This is a genomic window from Flavobacterium hercynium, from assembly GCF_002217285.1.
GTDB lineage: Bacteria > Bacteroidota > Bacteroidia > Flavobacteriales > Flavobacteriaceae > Flavobacterium > Flavobacterium hercynium.
Genome location: NZ_MUGW01000022.1, coordinates 145220 through 163998, shown reverse-complemented (window position 1 = coordinate 163998; position 18779 = coordinate 145220). Strand labels below are relative to the sequence as shown.

Genomic DNA, 18779 nt, shown 5'->3' with positions numbered 1-18779 from the left:
ACTATCTAACTATCTAATTATCTAACTATCTAACTATCTAACTATCTAACTATCTAAAGATCTAACTATCTAAAGATCTAAAAAGCTAGATCACGAAATATTTCCTTCAACCCAATTTAATGCTTTATTAAAATTCTCTTTTTTAAATCCACGAAACTCTCCCGGAACAACATAACTGAATCCGTTTGTAAACGTAATAATCTCTTCTGAATCGGTAACGATTGCTGCCCTATTCCATTTTCCTAAATGTTTAAGTCCCAGCAACGCATCCTGAAGCCAGGCTCCTGCGGTGAAATTTTTGATATCCGTATCTAAAACCAATAGAAAATTGATTTCGTTGATTTGTTTCACTAAGTGTTCCACTGCGGGAACAACAACTCTTAAAAAATCTTCTTTAGTTACTTCTGCCAATGCTCTAAAAGCAACAATATTGTCTGTGGTGTCAATTTGATGTATCATTATATCTTTAATTAAAATTGTTTCGTTTTCCTATTAGGTAAAAGTTTTATTCTGAACTTTTTTACTAAAAGCTTATCAAAAATAATTCACATATCTCCTTATTTTATTACAACATCTTCCATCAAACATTACAAAATCCCTATTAACCAGCAATTTAAAAGATTTTTTCAGGATAGTTTTTGATTTTTTGCGGTCAAGATTTTATTTCAAATCAGACTACTTTAGAAAATTAATCTCATACAATTTATATATCATGGAAAAACCGAAAAAATTCCCCGAGCAAAAACAAGATCTTCCTGGTAATGAATTTCAAATGAAACCACAGCCTGAAATCATTAGAGAAAATTATGTTGGAAGCGGAAAGCTTTTAGGAAAAGTTGCGTTTATCACTGGTGGAGACAGCGGTATCGGACGAAGTGTTGCTGTACATTTTGCCCGAGAAGGCGCTAATATTGCTATTGTTTACTTAAAAGAAGATAAAGATGCGATTGAAACCAGAGAACTAATCAAAAAAGAAGGAAGAGAATGTTTGCTTCTGAGCGGTGATCTAAAAGACGAGAAATTTTGTAAAGCCGCGATCAAAAAATGCCATACCAGTTTTGGCAAAATAAACATTGTAGTCAATAATGCTGCGGTACAATTCTCTACAACCGATTTTGAAAAGGTTACAACAGCACAACTCCAAAAAACATTTGAAACGAATATTTACCCCTATTTCTATATCACAAAAGCGGCATTACCACTTTTAAAGGAAGGCGATACTATTATCAATACCAGTTCTGTTACGGCATATCGTGGCAGCGAACACTTAATTGATTACGCCAGCACAAAAGGGGCGATTGTGAGTTTTACCAGATCATTGTCTACGATGTTGGCCGAAAAGAAAATCCGCGTCAATGGTGTGGCTCCGGGTCCGATCTGGACACCGCTTATTGTGGCCAGTTTCGACAAAATAGCCGATTTCGGAAAAGACAATCCAATGAAACGTGCCGGACAACCCTCTGAAGTGGCTCCTGCGTATGTTTTCCTTGCTTGCGAAGACAGCAGTTACATTACAGGTCAATTTATACATATTAATGGTGGCGAAATTGTAGCTTAAAATATGTTATCGTCCTAAAAAAAGGTGGATATCCTCATGAGAGTTTATCCACCTTTTTTTGTTTTTATTTATGTTTCGATTCACATGGCGTTTTGTATTTACCCTTAATATATTCTGTAACAGGTCGCAAAGCCCTTTCTGTCTCAGGATGCCGACCAATTCCGTTTGAATTAAAAAATTCAGCTTTATCCTTATTCTTTGCATACCATACAATAGCTTGTCCATCTGGTCTAAAACAGCTTGTAGTATCGCAAACGGTAACTTTTTTAAAATCTAAAAGCCTTTCATCTAAAGGAATGATGAGATTTCCATTAGCACCTAACTCAGGTGTGCAATCTACTATTTCATAATGATCCTCAGACCATTGCATACAATGCATTTTGAAGAATGCAAAATAGATTACACTGGCAATTAATCCGAAGATTACAACTACTCCTAAAAGTGTTTTCTTTAATCTTCTAGTTGGGTTATTAGTGAAAATGTGTTTTAGTTGTTCCGAGAAACTAATTTTTACAGGCGTATCTTCTATTATGGTACTTTCAACACCTTCCTCTTCGTTTTCATCTTCTTCTTCATTTTCTCTTTCTGTAGATGATGTTTCTAGATTTTCTTCCACAACATCCTTTTCTGGATCATCGGTAACAAATGTATCTACAATAACATCTGGTTGTTCCTCATCATTACCTCTATTATAATAGAATTTTTCATATGGTCTTAATTCAAAATTAACCAAAATTGCAGCAAGTTCCACTGTCTCAAATCTTGCTGGTTCTATTATCCGTCTTAAAAACCTACCAACTTTTTTAAACTTATTTGTATAGACAATATCAATATTTTCAATATTAGAATCAAATTGAAAATTAAAAAAATCAGAATATGTATTCAAATCATCAGAACTTGGATTTGATTTTAAAATTTTCCAGCAAAGATCCCTCAAATTCGCTTGCGAAGGAGGATTAAGATAAACCGAATTTATCTTATCTCTTTCTTTTTCAAATTTAATTCTAATTGCTTCTTTATAATCTTCTCGAGTATTGTTAGGCATAGGCTTATTTTTTTAGTTGTTTTTTTCTAGGATTTCACAAGATTTCTTAAGATTTCTCATGACTTATAAAGATTTTAAAAGACTTATCGGGAGCTCCCGGAATTCCGTATAGATAAACATTTACAAGCGTCACATCTTTGCATAACAAATTAGTATTGCAATTGTTTTCGATATCGAAATAAAACAAAAATACAAAACTAGTTTATTTAAAAATTGTGGAAAACCGTAAGGCGGAATCTATCCGGGAAGTATAGATAAAACCTTATTGTTCAACACAATTCACTTCCCAACAAAACTGTAGGTATTGACTAAAAAACAAGATCTGGACAGAATCCGGACGGCCATACCTATGCCCAATTTTTAACCTTTTAAATCATAAAAAAGATGAAGACATTATATACAATTATCGCATTTACTCTATTGAGCACAACTTTATTTTCTTGTACAGCTGACGAACTTGAAACAGCTAATGGTACAAATAAAAGAACCGAGATAAAAGAAAATCCGATTCCGGCAACTGCTCCACAAGCTGATGTGCCAATTCCTGGACCTGGTGACGACCCAGTTGTGGTTTTTCCACCAAAAAAATAAGAATTATACTTATTTTTTAATATAAATTATTAATTTCGGGGAAAGTAACAATTATGCTACGTTCCCCGTTTTTATTTTTATTAAGTTTTCTTTTCTTCTTTTCTTGTAAAGAGGAAAAAACAGACATCATTAAGCCAAACAAACTCAAAGAAGAAGCCACTGAATTGCGAGATAAAGCATTAGTTGCCTTTCAGGATAAAAAATACAATAGCGCTTTTTATTACTTCAATAAATCAAAAATACTGTTTGAATCTCTAAAAGATAGCGCCAACATTACTTTCAGCTGCATTCAAATGGGCCAAATTCAGCAAATAAATGGTGATTACTATGGCAGTAAAGAAACGTTAACCGAAGCATTGCCTTTTATTAAAGGGAATGATAATTATGGGGTTGCTATAAATAATTTATTCGGAATTGCTGACAAAGAACTTTCTCTTTATGAAGATGCTATTCTGTATTATGATCAGGCTGTAAAAGACGCCAAAGATCCTTTATCAAAACAATCTCCGCTAAACAATATTGCCGCTGTATACATTAAACAAAAAAAATACAATAAAGCGATTGCCATTCTTAAAGGTATTTTAAATAAAAAATTAGCCTACGATACACCATATCTTAAGAGCAAAGCCAGAGTAATGGATAATTTAGGGTTTGCTTATTTTAAAAACAGGCAGTACGAAAAAGGACTTCAATTGCTGAATGATGCGCTTGCCTTGCGCCTGGAACTCGACGATCGCTATGGAAGTATCGAAAGTTACCTGCATTTGGCTGATTATTACTCAAAATTTGATTTGGAAAAGTCTAACGAATTTGCGACCAATGCCTATAAAACGGCAACGAAGCTAAATAGTGTCGACGAACGATTAGAAGCGCTATCCTTTTTAATTTCAAATGTCGCACCAACAAAAAATCCTTCGTATGCACAAAAATACATTTTGATTAACGACAGTATTATCAATATTAGAAATAACTTCAAAAATAAGTTTGCCAAGATTAAATACGATTCTAAAAAGGAAAAAGACGAGAATCAAAAACTTCGCTTAGAAAGAGTAGAAAACCAATTGTCCTTACAAGAAGCCAAATACCAAAAGATAGTAAGCTTATTAGGAATTGTTTTTCTGGTTATTGTAATCGTAATCCTTATTCGATATTACAGAAACAGAAGCCGTATTCAGGAAATAAAAGTAGCATACAACACCGAAATCCGTATTGCCAAGGATATTCATGACGAGCTGGCCAATGATGTTTTTCATGCGATTACGTATACACAAACCCAATCTTTAGCAAGAGATAATATCAAAGAAAACCTGATTCAGAAACTTGATAATATTTACTCCAGAGTTCGTGGTATTTCCCGAGAGAATAATACTGTCGATACGGGAACAAACTATGCCCGAAACTTAAGAGAGATGCTTTCGACGTACAATACTAAAAATACGAACGTCATTATTAATGGAATTGAAAAGGTAAATTGGGACAGTACAGACGAATTAAAAAAAGTTGCTATTCACAGACTTCTGCAGGAATTAATGGTAAACATGAAGAAACACAGTCAGGCTGCATTGGTAGTTCTGAAGTTTGATAACAGCACAAAATATATTGTTATTGATTATGCAGATAACGGTGTTGGATGTAACCCTAAAAAAATTAATAAAAATGGTTTGCAAAATATGGAAAACCGTATTCTAGCTATAAGAGGAACGGTTATTTTTGACACCGAACCAAACAAAGGATTTAAAGTAAAAATAACACTGCCTAAATAAAAAGCTTATGTTTAAAAAAGTATTAGTTGCTGAAGATTTTGATAGTATCAATTTAGGAATAGAACAGACCCTGAAAGACTTAGGAATCGAAGATTTTCACCACTCAAAATATTGCGACGAAGCTTTCTTGAAAGTACGCGCTGCTATTCAAAAAAATGAACCTTACGATCTTTTAATAAGTGATTTATCATTTAAGTCGGATCATCGTATTCCTGCTATTGCCAATGGCGATGAATTGATACAGCAAGTTCGTGAAGTTCAGCCCAACATTAGAATCATAGCCTACTCTGTTGAAGATAAAGGATACAGAATAAAATCTCTTTTTGATAATTTCGGTATTAATGGTTTTGTTTTGAAAGGCAGAAACAGCATCGAAGAATTAAAAAAAGCCATTACCATGGTTTTTTCTTCTGATCAAAAATTTATCTCACCTGAGATTGCTTCGGCTTTGCAGGAAAAAAACAATTTCGAAATCGACGATTTAGACATTCAAATCATAAAACAACTCTCAATGGGTATTGCGCAGGATGACATAACCGAAACTTTTAAAGAACTCGGTATAAAACCCAACAGTAAAAGTACGATCGAGAAAAGAATTGCCAAACTCAAAGACTTTTTCAAAGCCAATAATACAACACATTTGGTTTCTATTACAAAAGATATGGGAATCATCTAAGATTCTTATCACTAGCTAAATAAACATTTTTCTAAGCTCCTTCGGGAGCTTTTTTTTATGCCTAAAAAATAAAAAAATCGGATTATGGTTTTCCGTAAAATACTGACTATTAATAGGTTTAAGTTTGAATATTCTAAGAAAAATCAATTATCTCATGGACATAAAACAAATATATATCGGTCATTTTTCTACATTATTTTGTGGTAGTTTAATATACATTTTGTTTAGATCTTCTTCTTTAAAAATGTTTACCTGGTTCAACATATTGCATCTGGATACTTTTTTTCAAAGAATAAGAAATTATACTTCTGTTATCAATGGAAATTTGCCCGATTTCATTTTATACTCCTTACCGGATGGTTTATGGATGTTTTCGTATATCAGTCTTGTTCTTTATCTATGGAAAAATGAAGTCAGATATGAAAACTTATTCTGGATTTTTATCATTCCCTTGATCGCTATTATTTCAGAATTAGGTCAACTCTTCAATATAATCCCCGGCACTTTTGATATCATAGATTTACTTCTCTATATCCTAGGAATGCTGCTCCCTTTTGTAATATATAAAAAATCAATAACCATTAATTTATAACAATCATGAAAAAAACAGTTCAACATCTATTTTCTGTACTTGCTCTTGCCGGATTTATATTCATAGCATTTGGAAGCGATGATAGTAAAAAAAGTAATTCCAAAAAATACTCTCGCGGAGCAGAAACTGTAGAATATTCAAAACCAGAAGTAGAAATTTTAAAGCATTCCGCCAAGTACGAATCAACATTTAATTCTTATAAAATTCATTGTCGAATAAAAAATAATTCAGATGAACTAATAAATTATTTAGATCTAAAAGCAACTTTCTATGATAAAGATGGGAATATCGTAGGGACAGGAATGGGAAATGCCGCAAATTTTGCTGCAGGTGCAGAAAAAACAGTTGATGTAATGGGGCTTGATATTCAAAACTGTGAAACTTATGAAGTCGAAGTAGGAACGGTATTAAACTAATAACTAACCGACTAAAACAACTAAAAATGGGATTTCGATTTCAGAAAAGAGTAAAACTTGGGGGCGGTCTTGGCTTAAATATTAGTCGATCCGGAATTTCTCCGAGTTTAAGAACTAAAGTAGGAACATTTAGTAAAGGCGGTTATTCGACTAAGACGGGTATATCCGGACTAAGATATCAAAACAACGGATGCATAGTAGTATTTGCATTTATAGGACTAATAACATTTCTAATTTATATTATATAACACTAACAATCATGGCTTACAGAAAACCATATTTTAAAAAAAACGGAACGTTTGTTCAGGGACATTTTACCAAAACCAGATCTAAATCTTACTCAGGTAAAAACCAAGGATGCATGCTTGTAATCGTAATGGCATTGACATTTGGATTAGCAATTTCCTGTTCTGAATCATCAGATTGCCCAACGAAAACATGCGGCTCCTTTAGTACTCAAGCACAAGCTCAATCTACTTACGACAGCGATAGAAGCTGCTACAAAAATTTAGATTCTGATGGTGATGGGATTGCCTGTGAAAATTTACAAAAAAAATAAATATATAATGATAACACTAGAATTAAAGAGCCATTTTTTAAGATTGTATCAAATGGCAATGGCAGATGATTGTTTTGATGTATTAGAACTACAAATGCTTTATCACTTTGCAGATGAACGTGGGATTCCAAAAGAAGAACTCGACAAACTTTTTCTAAATCCAATCAGTACCGAACTCCTTATTCCGGAAGATTTAAATACCCGAATAGAGTACTTATATGATTTTACAAGAATCATTTGGGCAGACGAAAAAATTACCGAAGATGAACTGAACATGCTTAAGAAGTATTGCAGGAAATTTAATTTTCTGGATGAAAACATTAATGAACTTTCATCCTACCTCATTGACTGTGTTCAGAAAAACATCTCAAAAGAAGAAATTATTAGTCAATTAAATTCTTAAATTATGAAACCACTTTCGCAATTATTTAGTCTAAAAAAAACAGAAGATATTTTCCAAAATAATTCTGATACAAATGAAAATGATAGAGAACAAATTCGAATCACCTACTATCAAAGCGGTTTTGCTGCATCAATAAAAGCAACCGGAAAACCAATAGTTTTAAAAGCTTGTCTTCAAAATTTATATATGAGTTTTGAAGATCAATGCAGAAAACAAAAACTGGAACAAGATCAGCTAAAACAACCTTACAAAGAAGAGCAGGAAAAAAACAGAACTGAACTCAAAAAATGTGATGCTGCTATTGGTATCTATGAAAAGAAAGAACAGGATATCAATATAAATATTGATCTGATAAAAAGTGAGATCAGTGAAGTAAAACGTAATCCTGATAAATTTGGAATTGAAGATGGAAAAAACTTAAAAGCACAATTTTATATTGGTTTGTTTTTACTGTTGCCTATCACGCTTTATGTATTTGTGTTTTACATATCAGCTTCTTACTCTGCATTTTTCAAAGAATTTGCAGATGATAGTTTAACTGCTGCTATTTTTGATGCTGATGCATTAAACAATTCTTTTAAAGCAAGTTGGTTAGAAGGCATTTTGGTTACTACAATTCCGTTTGTATTTATGGGTTTAGGATATGTAATTCATATGGTGCAGCAAGGAAAAGGAATTAAAAACATTATGAGAATGATCGCATTATTCATTACTACATTTTTGTTTGATGCTCTCCTTGCCTATCAAATTGAGAAAAAAATATATGAGTTTAATAAAACTACAGAATCCGCTCCTTATAACTTAAATATTGCACTTGGCGAAGCTGAATTCTGGATGATCATATTTGCAGGCTTTGTTGTCTACATTATTTGGGGACTTGTTTTTGATTTTGTAATGAAAGAATTTGAAAACATTGATAAGATAAAATCCTTCATACGAGGTAAAAAAGAAAACCTTCTTGATTTGGAAAAGCTAAAAACAGAATACAATACTAAAATCAACGATTTTAAACAACAAGTCATTGCTATTAGCGGAAAAATAGCAGAATTACAATCTAAAATAGATGGTTTTGTGTTTCCGGTAAAAGAATATTTGCATTATCATCATCAATACAAAGAAGGATGGTTTCAGGCAATTAATACCGAAATTGCTTTGCCTCATACCGAAAAAACAGAATTGTTAGAGAATTGCGAATTCTCCGCCGAAGAGCATCTTACGAGATTAAACCTAGTCGATCCTGATTTTCAACATTTAGTATATTCAAAAAATTAACTATCATGAAAAAAACTATAAAAATTCTAGTTTTAACTTTACTTGCCATTTCAGTTTTTTCTTGTGGAAAAACCGATAAACCTGAAAACAAACCTAAAGCTACTAGCTTCAAAGGTGATAATTACAACATTAGCATACTCATTGATTTATCAGACAGAATTAGTCTTGAAAAAAATCCGAATCCTACGATGGCATTTTACCAACGCGATTTGGGATATATTAAATCTGTTTCAGAAGCTTTTACGGATCATTTAAAATCAAAAAAGCTCAAACAAATTAATGATAAGATGCAAATCTTCTTTAATCCGGAGCCTCAAGATCGTCAAATCGATTCTATTTCTAAAAATCTAAGAATTGCAGTCGATAAAAATAATGCTTCAAAAGAGCTATTAAATTCAATTAGTGCCAATTATGCTGCTCAGACACAAAAAATTTACGAATCTGCCATAAAAGACAACAATTTTATAGGATCGGATATTTGGAATTTTTTTGATACAAAAGTAAAGGACAATTGTATTGAAAATGATAGCCGAAATATACTAATCATACTAACAGATGGCTATGTATTTTATGAAGGTACCGCAATTAAAGAAGGGAAAAGATCAACTTACATCACTTCAAAGTTAATTCGCGAAAATGGTTTGAATACCGGGGACTGGCAGAAAAAAATGAAGGATAATGATTTTGGATTTATAAAGCCCGATGTCGACTTATCAAAACTTGAAGTTCTGGTTCTCGGTATAAATCCGGATCACAATAATCCCTACGAAGAAAAAGTAATCAAAGCTTATTGGACGAAATGGTTAACTGAAATGAACGTACAGCATTTTGAAATTAAAAATGCAGACCTGCCTTCGAATATGCATAAAATCATTGAAGATTTTATTGCAAAAAACTAAAGCACATAATCACGTATAAGTACGCTGTTACATCCAATTAGTTCTATTTATTTTTACACTAAAATGCCACACCAACACAAAATCATCATCTTAAACGCTGCATTCTCTATTTGGGGATGTGCCAAAGAATTGCCTCCGGAACCTCAACATCAAATTAATTCTTTTTATCAGGCCGTTATTACTCCTGATGATCGAAAAACCATTACACCTGAGGAAGCTAAAACCTATCATGTCGATAAAGAGTTTTTATACGAATACAGAACAGGATATTCTGGTCGTTACGAATACAATTACGATGTAAAAGGAATTGACGTAAAAGGTGATTCTGTTTTTGGAAATATTAATATTGAAGGAAAACATGGCGCCGGAATGCTGAAAATCGATACCAGAGAAATCGACATCAATGCCGAATGGATTGATTACGGCAAACTTAAAGCAACAGACAAAAAAGGAAATCAATACGATTTAATCGTAAAATAAGCGTAAGCTTTTAATCTACAAAAATGAAATATGCAACACTATTACTTTTAATACTTTTTACTTCTTTTACCCCGATAGAAACTAAGGTCTACATCTGCGGATCCGGAGGAGCAAAAAAATACCATTTCAAAGAAACTTGCCGCGGGCTCAAATCCTGCAATCATGGTGTAAACGAAGTTACACTTTCGCAGGCAAAAGGTCTAGGACTTACTTTATGTGGTTGGGAAGATTAATTCATCTTTAAAACCTGTTTCATTTAAGTGAAGCAGGTTTTCTTTTAAAACTTTAAAAATAAAATTAAAACCTACTTTGTCTTATTCTTGCTAGTTCTTATAAAGTAAGCACTAAATTTGCGGGCTCAAAATTTATATTACGTTCATGAATTACCCTAAATACGACGTTCTCACAAGTACCGATGCCAAAGAATATGAATTTACAAGTACAGGAAAAAATGGGAATATAAACAAAGCTGTAATATTTGATGTTACTATGCAAGCCGATATTTATAACTTATGTTTTGGAAATTTGATTTACGACGATGCTAGTAAAACTTACATTATAGATGATGAAAAAGTAGACAACAATGGAGATATTAGAGAAATTTTGGCAACGGTAGCATTAACCGCTTATCATTTTTCTTCAACACATCCACATTTAAAAATATTTATAGCAGGTAGTGATAAAAGAAGAACGAATACTTATAAGAGAGCCATTAAGTTAAATTATGAGGAACTCTCAAAAACTTTTGATATGCTTTGGAGCATTGGTAGATGATGATAATCTAATTACAAATGTACCTTTTGATTACAAAAAAGATTTTAACGGATTTCTCTTTAAAAGAAAATAATTATGAAAGCAAAAAAAAACACTACCGCTACTATTAATGCCAAAATCACAATTTCAGAAAGTGTTAATAGATTAAAAAATGTTAAGTTTACTTCTGGTAAACCTGAAGAAATAAAAAAAGCAAACTTTAAACTTAGTTTTTAAAAGTTTTAATTTATAAAAACATAAAGACTGCCTGAAAATCACTTTTCGGACAGTCTTTTTTTAAAAAAAACTAACACTAAACAACTTTATTTTAAACTCTTAATCGCGCCTGATTTTAAATCAACACTAAAATGATCTGCCGGAACTTCGTGCATGAATTTATTGAAGATTATCAGGAACAATCGCATTTGATTTTGCAATAACTTTTCTTTTGAGACATCGTCTTTATTAAGCTCAGGATGATTCTCTAAAAACAACTTAGACAAGATTTTATACTGTTTGGCTCTTGCTGTTCCAACATCGGCTAAAGCCAATTCATCAGCACTTCTAAAACGATAAAAATCGACCAGTAAATCGTAACCTGTCCAGTTTTTAAAATCTTCTTTTTTTAGTTTATTTTCTGCTAAAAAGCTTCTTACTTTATTTTCTGCCAATTTCCATTCCTCGCTATCCGCTTGTTTGTCTTTGAGTAATACATCAAAATCCTGATTCGACTGAATAGCCGCTAAAAGCAACAAATCTTCTCCGGAAACATTTAGTATAAAATCTTTAAATGCTTTTGGCCAATCTGCAGCCAAAAAACGCAAACGAACGAGTTCTTTTAGATGAAAATCGGTGAAATCGTGGTAATTTTTAGTTTTGAGGATATCGATATTCCAGATATCTTTTGCTTTTTGACTTTCTAAAAACTGATATTCCATTTTATACAAATCAAACAATTCATCGTAACCCGGAACATTGTCAATTGTAATAGTTTGAATGTCTACCAGATTATCCTTTTTGATCGTTAATAATTTATATGCCGGAATGTACGCTGCTAAAGACGGCGTTTGAATATTGACCAATGTATTACCTTTTGCCGTAGTGCGCGTTCCTGTATCGTTGATATGCATGTGTCCGCCAAAGTGAATCTTCAATCCTGCATCTGCAAATGACTGCGCTACTTCTTCTACCGGAACTCTGTTGAGCTGCCATTTGTTATCTCCCAATAATTCTTTTATTTCTGCAGAAGCATCATCATTAAAATCAATCATTGGGAAATGACTGAACGCAATTAGTATTTTGCTTTGTTTTTTGGCTTGCGCCGAAGTTTCTTCAACCCATTTAATAAGATGTCTTTTATTCGAAAGTACATTGTTGTAACCAGTACTTGCTTCTGAGTAACTCTTAGAATCTTTTGGATCACCGCTTCCGCTTTTCTTCGGAATGTAAACATTTCCGTCTATTGCCATTAACCAAAGTCCTTCAATAGGTTCGACAACATAACTTACATCCGGAACTTCATAACCTGGCGCTACATTGTACACTCTATTTGATAATTTTGAAGTTTCAACGGCTTTGTCAAAACTATAATTTTCGCTGGTATAGGATGCAAAAGGTGTCGACCAGAATTTGTTTTGCTTACCCGGATAGAAACCAAATTGTTTCAATTTATCCGTAATTTCTAAATAACCCATTTTAGCAATGTCGGCAGTTACAACTACTGGCTGTTCTAATTCTAAATTTGGCTTATACAAACCTTCTTTGCTATAAATGGGTTGACTTTTTCCTTCGTTGCCTAAAAAATCTTCTTTGCCTGATTCTTGTGCAAAAGGACCAACAGGATCATGATTTCCTGTGGTAATAAAAAATTCGATACCATATTTTTTTTGATATTGATCGAGAATAGTTTTTAGTCCACTTACGTGAATGGGCTGTCCGTCATCTGTATAATCTCCGGGAAGTGCTACGTATTTGATCTTTCGCTTTGCGATATCTTCTAAGGCTGCGATAAAGGCAAAATAGTTTTCATTAAAAATTCGGGTAGAATGCAATTGAGACGACATGGTTCGCAATAAAGTGTGCTTTCCTGTCTTTAGATTTAATACTCCCTGAAATTCATTATCTGAAAATTTTCCAAATAAATCCTGCAAATGAACATCTGATAAAAATGCTACCTGAACTCCATTTAATTTTGACTGTTTTTGCGCATTCATTTCATCAACTGAAATACAAAACAAAAAGGATAAAAATAAAGGAAAACAAAAGTTAGAAATGCGGATAATTTTGAAATTCATAGGTAATCGTATTGCAAATGAAAGAGTTCAATTGATGCTTTTATTTTTCTATAAAAACACTTTGCAATTTTATCGATTAAAACTCAAACCTGTTTTACGGTATTGTTACCGAATGATAATCTTTGAGAGACAACTTAGGTATTGATGTTTGTAATGTAGTCGAGTATTCCTTCTATATCTAATATACGATCTGGAGTCATGTTTGCAATGGCATTATTGGGCATAAAAGGCATATCTGCAGACTTTGGATCCTGCACAATAATTGTTCCTCCTAATTTCTGAATGTATTTTAGTCCTTCTGTTCCATCAGCATTAGAACCGGATAATAATATCCCTACTAATTGTGAACCGTAAACTTGTGCTGCTGATTCAAACGATACATCGATACTCGGTCTGCTGTAATTTACTTTTTCAGAAATATCAAGCGCTAATCTATCATCTGCTTCAAATAGTAAATGGTAATTTGCGGGTGCTACATATATAAAACCTGGTTCCAGTTTTACTTTGTCTTCTACCAGTTTTACCGGAGTTATGGTTTTTATTTTAACTAATTCCTCCAGCGTCATATCATCTGTACTTCTCCTGTGTAGTACAATAACGAGCGCAAAAGCATTTAAAGCGTTTAAACTCGGCAGGATTTGCATTAACGCATTTAAACTCCCTGCTGATCCTCCCACAATAACCAATTTATACTTATTTATTACCTTACTTTCCTCCATACTTTTTCTTTCTCTAACTGTTTGTATTTCGTAGTAGATATGGAATATTTTATAGTTTCTTTTGTTCCTAAAGCTAAAAAACCTAAGGTAGCCAAGCTTTCATCAAATAAATTAATAACTCTTTTTTGCAAATCGTTATCAAAGTATATCAGCACATTTCGACACAAAATAAAATCAAACTCATTAAAGGAATTGTCCGAAACCAGATTATGTTGTGAGAAAACCATTTTCGAGGCTAATTCATCATCGAATTTTGCAATGCCGTAATTGGCTATATAATAACTCGAAAAATCTTCCTGCCCTCCTGATTCTCTGTAATTTTCTGAGTATTCCTTCATCATTCGCAACGGAAAAATTCCTTTTTTTGCGGTTTCCAGAACTTTAGAATTAATATCGGTAGCGTAAATTAACGATTTGTGCAAAAGATTGGCTTCCTTTAGTAATATCGCCATTGAATACACTTCTTCGCCGGTAGAACAGCCAGCATGCCAAAGACGAATAAAAGGTTTTGTTGCCAATAAAGGCAAAATTTCTGTTCGGACTATTTTATAGAAATGCGGATCGCGAAACATTTCGGTAACATTTACCGTAATCTCGTCGATCATTCGTTTATAATAATCAGAGTCGTATCTGACTTTAGATAAAAACTCATAAAAATTGGTAAAACCGTCTAATTGATATAATCTGTTTACACGTCTTTTTAAAGAAGCCCTGGAATAACTTCCAAAGTCAAACCCGTAATATTCGTAAATATCATTAATAAGGGTTTCTAACTCAATGTCTTCAATCATAATACATTTAAATTTGAGATAATGCAGCCAGCAATTTATCTACATCAATAGGTTTTGATACATAATCATCAGCGCCTGCCTCCAGACATTTCTCTTTGTCACCTGTCATCGCCTGAGCGGTAACGGCAACAATTAGCGTATGGGCTCTTGAAGGAATCTTCTTTATCAACGGAATAGCATCATAACCATCCATTTCCGGCATCATCATATCTATTAGGATCGCATCAATTTTTTCATCTGTTTCCAGCAATTTTAATGCTTCTTCAGCACTTAAACAAGACAAACAATCAAATGATCTGGATCGCAAGGTATTAACCAAAGCAAAGATATTTCTGGAATCGTCATCAATAATCAAAAGTCGTTTTTTCATCGTAATTTCATCCATTACATTAAATTTTATCATATAACCACACACGCAGCAACGACAGCAACTGATCTATATCTACAGGTTTTGTAATATAATCTGATGCTCCTGCTTTTATACATTTTTCTCTGTCTCCTGTCATTGCTTTTGCTGTTACTGCAATTAATGGCAAGGTTAAGAATTTAGGAATTGTTCGTATTTTTTCTGCTGCTTCATAACCATCCATGTTTGGCATCATCATATCCAGCAAAACAATATCAGTATCAGGATGTTCTTCCAATACTTTGATGGCATCATTTCCGTCAAATGCTGTAATTACATTCATTTTGAAAACCTCAAGGGCTTTGGTTAACGAATATATATTTCGGACATCATCATCTACGATCAGTACTTTTTTATCGTGCAGTATATTGTTAAGTAAGTTGAGTTTTTTGTAGCTTTCTTTTTTACCATCTGCGTCTTTATTTTCTTCGACTAAATGCAAAAATAACGAAACTTCATCGAGCATACGCTGATACGAATGTGCTGTTTTTACAATAATAGTATCAGCATATTTTCTAATTTTAACCTCTTCTTTTAGTGATAAACTTTTACCTGTAAACACAATTACAGGAAGATTTTCCAGTCCCGGATTTTTTTTCACACTATCTAAAATCTGGTACGCTTGTTTGTCCGGAATTCCCATATCCAGAATCACGCAATCGACATCTGTTTTATTTAATGCTTTTAAGCCGTCAGCAACCTCGCTTTTAATTTCTGAATTTATATTGTACGTTTCTAAAAAGTAAGCCAATGCCTTAGCATGCTTTGTGTTATCTTCGATAATCAAAACTTTTTGAGACTCCTTGCTGATGATATGTTCAATACGGACAAATACTTCAGGAATCTTATCGAAAGCTACTGGTTTATCTAAAAAGTCAATTGCTCCTTTTAGCAAACTTTCCTGTTTTAGCTTGTGCGATGACATAATATGCACCGGAATGTGTTTCGTCTGGCTATTATTTTTTAATTCTTCTAAAACTTCCCATCCGCTTTTTATCGGAAGTTCAATATCCAGTAAAACTCCAACCGGTTTGTACAAAATCGCAAAATTTAAAGCATAATCACCACGAACAGAAACAATGGCTTTGTAACCATTTTGCCTGCTGAACGCCAGAAGTGATTTAGCAAAATTGATATCGTCTTCTACGATTAAAATAACTTTATCACCTTCGAAAATATCATTTCTGTCGTCTTCGATTTCGGCTGGAATTATAGCAGAAATATATTTATTTTTAACTGACTTTAATTCCTCTGCTTCTTCCTCCGTAACTTGAATTGGAGGCGTTTTCTCTACAATTACTTTTTTATTGATTTGTCCGTAGATTGGCAGACATAAGGTAAAACTACTTCCTTCTCCTTCTTTACTATGCAGAATAATTTCTCCTCTTAGTAATTTGGCTAATTCACGGCTGATAGACAATCCTAGCCCTGTGCCTCCATACTTACGTTTGGTAGAACCGTCTGCTTGCTGGAATGCTTCAAAAATCAACGGCTGTTTTTCTAGCGGAATTCCGATTCCTGTATCTTTTACGATAAAGCAAATTACTTTATCATCATCTTCATTGATTTTAATTTCTAAACTAACAGATCCTTTTTCTGTAAATTTAATGGCATTTGAAATTAAGTTTTTCAGAATTTGCTCTAACCTCATCTTGTCTGTTTTAATGACAATTGGGGCTTCTTTTGCAATAATATCGAATGAAATCTTTTTCTCTTTTGCTACTTGCGAAAACAGATTCGAAATCGTATCAGTAATTTCTTTGGTCGACACATCTAAAAATTCTAATTCCATTTTACCGGCTTCAATCTTAGATAAATCCAAAATCTCATCGATTAACGCCAATAAGCTGTTTCCTGAACTCTGAATTACCTGAGCAAACTCAACTTCCTCGGTATTCATACTTTGGTTGTTGTTTTCAGACAATAATCTGCTCAACAGCAAAATAGAATTTAAAGGTGTTCTTAACTCGTGCGACATATTCGCCAAAAACTCAGATTTATATCTTGTTGTAAGCTCTAAAGCTTCTGATTTTTTCTGAATTTCGTTGTTTTTTTCTTCTAATAAAACACTACGTTCAGAAAGCTCTTCGTTAGTCTGTTCCAATTCTTCCTGCTGTACACGAAGTTCTTCTTCTGAAGCTTGTAATTTTTCGGTTTGTGCTTCTAATTCTGCATTAATAGCTTCTAATTCGCTGTGCTGAATACGTAATTCTTCTGACTGCGATTTGGTTTCTTCCAGTAATTCTAAAACTCGTTTGCGGTTTTGAGTCGATTTTAAAGCAATTCCGATATTGTTTCCTACGATACGCAAAAACTCCAAATGCAATTCTGAAAATCCGTAAATACTTGCCAGCTCTAAGGCTCCTTCTACTCTATTATCGATAAGCGGAACGGCTACAATGTGTGTTGGTTTTATTTCGCCTAAAGCATAATTAATTTGAATAAATTCCTGAGGAAGTTCTTTTAGTTCCAACAACTTTCCTGAAACGATAACCTGTCCTAATAAACCTTCTCCTTTTTTAATTCTTTCACGACTCTTTGTTGGTATGTAACTGTATCCTGCTGTAGCAAACAATTCGTCACCTTCTAAAACGTATAAAACTCCTGCACTGCTATTCGTATACTGACATAAAAATTCAACAACATCTTTTGACAATTGATTGAGTGATTTATCACCCAGCATTACATTGTTCAGTTTTGCAATACCGGTTTGAAGCCATTCTTTTTCTGTCAATAAATTGAATGATTTTTTCAAGGAGCCGCTCATATTATTAAGTGACTCTCCTACGCTTCCAAGTGCATCTGCCTGTACATCATCTACACGAATATCATAATTTCCGTTCGAAATATTAGATGCGATACTACTAATTGCTATAATTCTTTCTGCCGTTTCCTGATCTTTTCTTTCGAGTTCTTCCTGCAATAAAGTACGTTCGTTATAATCTTTCAAAATGCGAACTAAAAATACTATTGAAATAATAAATGCAATTATAAAAGCTATAATTATTAAAGACAAACTGTAGGTACCAAATTGATCTGAAGTTTGATTTCGTTCTTTTAGCAGAATTTGTTCACTATTTTCAATTCTCTTAAAATAGCTTCTCATCCTCTCGTTCATTTTCTTGCCTTCGGAAAGATCAAAGGTTACATTTTGCTTTCCGAAACGTTTTTTAACGATCTGATTGTTTAAGTATTTAAAGAAGCCTTCTCTTATTGTTTTTAATTCTGCCAAAAGCTTTTGCTGCGCAGGATTATCGCTGGTAAGTTCATTTAGTTTTTCAAAATACGTATTAGAATCTGCTTCGTAAGCATTATAATCTTTAACAAATTGCTCATCGCCCGTTATCAGATAAGCACGCATACTTGTTTGAGCATCTGTAATAACAGCAGAACCCTGATTTAAATTGTAAATAACATCCTGAGTATGGTTCACCCAGAAATTACTTTCTAATAATTTTTTTATACTTAAATAAGATGCCGTCGAGCTGATCATCAAAACCAGCAAAGAAACCATCGAACTAATCAGTAAATTTCTTTTAAAATTGTTTTTCATAGGTACAAT

Annotated in this window: 22 protein-coding genes; 15 read left to right on the top strand and 7 right to left on the bottom strand. The window is 33.1% G+C overall.

Annotation, left to right across the window (positions count from 1 at the left end):
- Nucleotides 1-90: 90 nt before the first annotated feature.
- The gene (locus tag B0A66_RS11880; protein WP_089050050.1) at nt 91-459 is read right to left on the bottom strand and encodes a SpoIIAA family protein; all 369 of its coding nucleotides are present in this window, start codon (nt 457-459) and stop codon (nt 91-93) included.
- Nucleotides 460-712: 253 nt separating this feature from the next.
- Here B0A66_RS11880 and B0A66_RS11875 point away from each other — a divergent pair, with 253 nt between their 5' ends.
- A complete protein-coding gene (locus B0A66_RS11875) occupies nt 713-1558 on the top strand; it encodes an SDR family oxidoreductase (RefSeq protein ID WP_089050049.1) in 846 nt (281 codons plus the stop codon).
- A 64-nt stretch (nt 1559-1622) separates the two neighbouring features.
- Here B0A66_RS11875 and B0A66_RS11870 read toward each other — a convergent pair whose 3' ends face one another.
- Entirely contained in the window at nt 1623-2603 is a 981-nt protein-coding gene (locus B0A66_RS11870) for a hypothetical protein (RefSeq protein WP_089050048.1), read from the bottom strand.
- 384 nt (nt 2604-2987) lie between these two features.
- Here B0A66_RS11870 and B0A66_RS11865 point away from each other — a divergent pair, with 384 nt between their 5' ends.
- The 14 genes from B0A66_RS11865 (at nt 2988) to B0A66_RS22850 (ending at nt 11244) form a co-directional block, all read left to right on the top strand.
- Nucleotides 2988-3194, top strand: coding sequence for a hypothetical protein (locus B0A66_RS11865; RefSeq protein ID WP_089050047.1), 207 nt, complete (start codon nt 2988-2990; stop codon nt 3192-3194).
- 53 nt (nt 3195-3247) lie between these two features.
- Nucleotides 3248-4957, top strand: coding sequence for a tetratricopeptide repeat-containing sensor histidine kinase (locus B0A66_RS11860; protein WP_089050046.1), 1710 nt, complete (start codon nt 3248-3250; stop codon nt 4955-4957).
- A gap of 7 nt (nt 4958-4964) precedes the next feature.
- On the top strand, nt 4965-5633 hold the full coding sequence (locus tag B0A66_RS11855) for a helix-turn-helix domain-containing protein (protein ID WP_089050045.1): 669 nt from the start codon (nt 4965-4967) through the stop codon (nt 5631-5633).
- A 244-nt stretch (nt 5634-5877) separates the two neighbouring features.
- Nucleotides 5878-6225 carry a hypothetical protein gene (locus B0A66_RS11850; protein WP_244283448.1) on the top strand — a complete coding sequence of 116 codons (348 nt, stop codon included), beginning with the start codon at nt 5878-5880 and terminating at the stop codon, nt 6223-6225.
- 5 nt (nt 6226-6230) lie between these two features.
- The gene (locus B0A66_RS11845; protein WP_089050043.1) at nt 6231-6641 is read left to right on the top strand and encodes an FxLYD domain-containing protein; all 411 of its coding nucleotides are present in this window, start codon (nt 6231-6233) and stop codon (nt 6639-6641) included.
- Between the two features lie 26 nt (nt 6642-6667).
- Nucleotides 6668-6889, top strand: a complete 222-nt coding sequence (locus tag B0A66_RS22730; RefSeq protein WP_123868236.1) for a DUF4236 domain-containing protein — start codon at nt 6668-6670, stop codon at nt 6887-6889.
- An 11-nt stretch (nt 6890-6900) separates the two neighbouring features.
- Nucleotides 6901-7200, top strand: a complete 300-nt coding sequence (locus B0A66_RS23075) for an excalibur calcium-binding domain-containing protein (RefSeq protein WP_244283447.1) — start codon at nt 6901-6903, stop codon at nt 7198-7200.
- Nucleotides 7201-7207: 7 nt separating this feature from the next.
- Nucleotides 7208-7603, top strand: coding sequence for a hypothetical protein (locus tag B0A66_RS11835; protein ID WP_089050064.1), 396 nt, complete (start codon nt 7208-7210; stop codon nt 7601-7603).
- Nucleotides 7604-7606: 3 nt separating this feature from the next.
- Nucleotides 7607-8875 (top strand): ABC transporter permease, encoded by a 1269-nt coding sequence (locus B0A66_RS11830; protein ID WP_089050042.1) that lies wholly within the window; start codon nt 7607-7609, stop codon nt 8873-8875.
- Nucleotides 8876-8880: 5 nt separating this feature from the next.
- Nucleotides 8881-9774 (top strand): hypothetical protein, encoded by an 894-nt coding sequence (locus B0A66_RS11825; RefSeq protein ID WP_089050041.1) that lies wholly within the window; start codon nt 8881-8883, stop codon nt 9772-9774.
- A 63-nt stretch (nt 9775-9837) separates the two neighbouring features.
- Nucleotides 9838-10254, top strand: a complete 417-nt coding sequence (locus tag B0A66_RS11820; RefSeq protein WP_244283446.1) for a hypothetical protein — start codon at nt 9838-9840, stop codon at nt 10252-10254.
- 23 nt (nt 10255-10277) lie between these two features.
- Complete coding sequence (locus tag B0A66_RS11815; RefSeq protein ID WP_089050040.1) at nt 10278-10487, top strand: hypothetical protein; 210 nt, start codon at nt 10278-10280, stop codon at nt 10485-10487.
- 145 nt (nt 10488-10632) lie between these two features.
- Nucleotides 10633-11028 (top strand): DUF6934 family protein, encoded by a 396-nt coding sequence (locus tag B0A66_RS11810; protein ID WP_089050039.1) that lies wholly within the window; start codon nt 10633-10635, stop codon nt 11026-11028.
- A gap of 75 nt (nt 11029-11103) precedes the next feature.
- Nucleotides 11104-11244: a hypothetical protein gene (locus tag B0A66_RS22850; RefSeq protein WP_165766608.1), complete on the top strand. Its 141-nt coding sequence runs from the start codon at nt 11104-11106 to the stop codon at nt 11242-11244.
- 86 nt (nt 11245-11330) lie between these two features.
- On the opposite strand, the gene B0A66_RS11805 is transcribed toward B0A66_RS22850, so the two are convergent.
- From B0A66_RS11805 to B0A66_RS11785, 5 genes are all read right to left on the bottom strand, one after another.
- Nucleotides 11331-13301, bottom strand: a complete 1971-nt coding sequence (locus tag B0A66_RS11805) for a metallophosphoesterase family protein (RefSeq protein WP_244283444.1) — start codon at nt 13299-13301, stop codon at nt 11331-11333.
- Nucleotides 13302-13435: 134 nt separating this feature from the next.
- On the bottom strand, nt 13436-14020 hold the full coding sequence (locus B0A66_RS11800; RefSeq protein ID WP_089050038.1) for a chemotaxis protein CheB: 585 nt from the start codon (nt 14018-14020) through the stop codon (nt 13436-13438).
- Nucleotides 14002-14811 (bottom strand): CheR family methyltransferase, encoded by an 810-nt coding sequence (locus B0A66_RS11795; RefSeq protein ID WP_089050037.1) that lies wholly within the window; start codon nt 14809-14811, stop codon nt 14002-14004. Before B0A66_RS11795 ends, B0A66_RS11800 begins: the two co-directional genes overlap by 19 nt.
- A gap of 7 nt (nt 14812-14818) precedes the next feature.
- On the bottom strand, nt 14819-15196 hold the full coding sequence (locus tag B0A66_RS11790) for a response regulator (RefSeq protein WP_244283443.1): 378 nt from the start codon (nt 15194-15196) through the stop codon (nt 14819-14821).
- 4 nt (nt 15197-15200) lie between these two features.
- Entirely contained in the window at nt 15201-18770 is a 3570-nt protein-coding gene (locus B0A66_RS11785) for a response regulator (protein WP_089050036.1), read from the bottom strand.
- Nucleotides 18771-18779: the final 9 nt, after the last annotated feature.

Excerpts from the sequence above, each read along its gene's own strand:
- B0A66_RS11835 (WP_089050064.1), top strand. The coding sequence starts at position 7,208 with ATGATAACACTAGAATTAAAGAGCCATTTTTTAAGATTGTATCAAATG.
- B0A66_RS11800 (WP_089050038.1), bottom strand. The coding sequence starts at position 14,020 with ATGGAGGAAAGTAAGGTAATAAATAAGTATAAATTGGTTATTGTGGGA.
- B0A66_RS11850 (WP_244283448.1), top strand. The coding sequence starts at position 5,878 with ATGTTTACCTGGTTCAACATATTGCATCTGGATACTTTTTTTCAAAGA.
- B0A66_RS11860 (WP_089050046.1), top strand. The coding sequence starts at position 3,248 with ATGCTACGTTCCCCGTTTTTATTTTTATTAAGTTTTCTTTTCTTCTTT.
- B0A66_RS11875 (WP_089050049.1), top strand. The coding sequence starts at position 713 with ATGGAAAAACCGAAAAAATTCCCCGAGCAAAAACAAGATCTTCCTGGT.
- B0A66_RS11880 (WP_089050050.1), bottom strand. The coding sequence starts at position 459 with ATGATACATCAAATTGACACCACAGACAATATTGTTGCTTTTAGAGCA.
- B0A66_RS11830 (WP_089050042.1), top strand. The coding sequence starts at position 7,607 with ATGAAACCACTTTCGCAATTATTTAGTCTAAAAAAAACAGAAGATATT.
- B0A66_RS11855 (WP_089050045.1), top strand. The coding sequence starts at position 4,965 with ATGTTTAAAAAAGTATTAGTTGCTGAAGATTTTGATAGTATCAATTTA.
- B0A66_RS22850 (WP_165766608.1), top strand. The coding sequence starts at position 11,104 with ATGAAAGCAAAAAAAAACACTACCGCTACTATTAATGCCAAAATCACA.
- B0A66_RS11785 (WP_089050036.1), bottom strand. The coding sequence starts at position 18,770 with ATGAAAAACAATTTTAAAAGAAATTTACTGATTAGTTCGATGGTTTCT.
- B0A66_RS11825 (WP_089050041.1), top strand. The coding sequence starts at position 8,881 with ATGAAAAAAACTATAAAAATTCTAGTTTTAACTTTACTTGCCATTTCA.
- B0A66_RS11795 (WP_089050037.1), bottom strand. The coding sequence starts at position 14,811 with ATGATTGAAGACATTGAGTTAGAAACCCTTATTAATGATATTTACGAA.
- B0A66_RS23075 (WP_244283447.1), top strand. The coding sequence starts at position 6,901 with ATGGCTTACAGAAAACCATATTTTAAAAAAAACGGAACGTTTGTTCAG.
- B0A66_RS11870 (WP_089050048.1), bottom strand. The coding sequence starts at position 2,603 with ATGCCTAACAATACTCGAGAAGATTATAAAGAAGCAATTAGAATTAAA.
- B0A66_RS11810 (WP_089050039.1), top strand. The coding sequence starts at position 10,633 with ATGAATTACCCTAAATACGACGTTCTCACAAGTACCGATGCCAAAGAA.
- B0A66_RS11845 (WP_089050043.1), top strand. The coding sequence starts at position 6,231 with ATGAAAAAAACAGTTCAACATCTATTTTCTGTACTTGCTCTTGCCGGA.
- B0A66_RS22730 (WP_123868236.1), top strand. The coding sequence starts at position 6,668 with ATGGGATTTCGATTTCAGAAAAGAGTAAAACTTGGGGGCGGTCTTGGC.
- B0A66_RS11790 (WP_244283443.1), bottom strand. The coding sequence starts at position 15,196 with ATGGATGAAATTACGATGAAAAAACGACTTTTGATTATTGATGACGAT.
- B0A66_RS11820 (WP_244283446.1), top strand. The coding sequence starts at position 9,838 with ATGCCACACCAACACAAAATCATCATCTTAAACGCTGCATTCTCTATT.
- B0A66_RS11815 (WP_089050040.1), top strand. The coding sequence starts at position 10,278 with ATGAAATATGCAACACTATTACTTTTAATACTTTTTACTTCTTTTACC.
- B0A66_RS11805 (WP_244283444.1), bottom strand. The coding sequence starts at position 13,301 with ATGAATTTCAAAATTATCCGCATTTCTAACTTTTGTTTTCCTTTATTT.
- B0A66_RS11865 (WP_089050047.1), top strand. The coding sequence starts at position 2,988 with ATGAAGACATTATATACAATTATCGCATTTACTCTATTGAGCACAACT.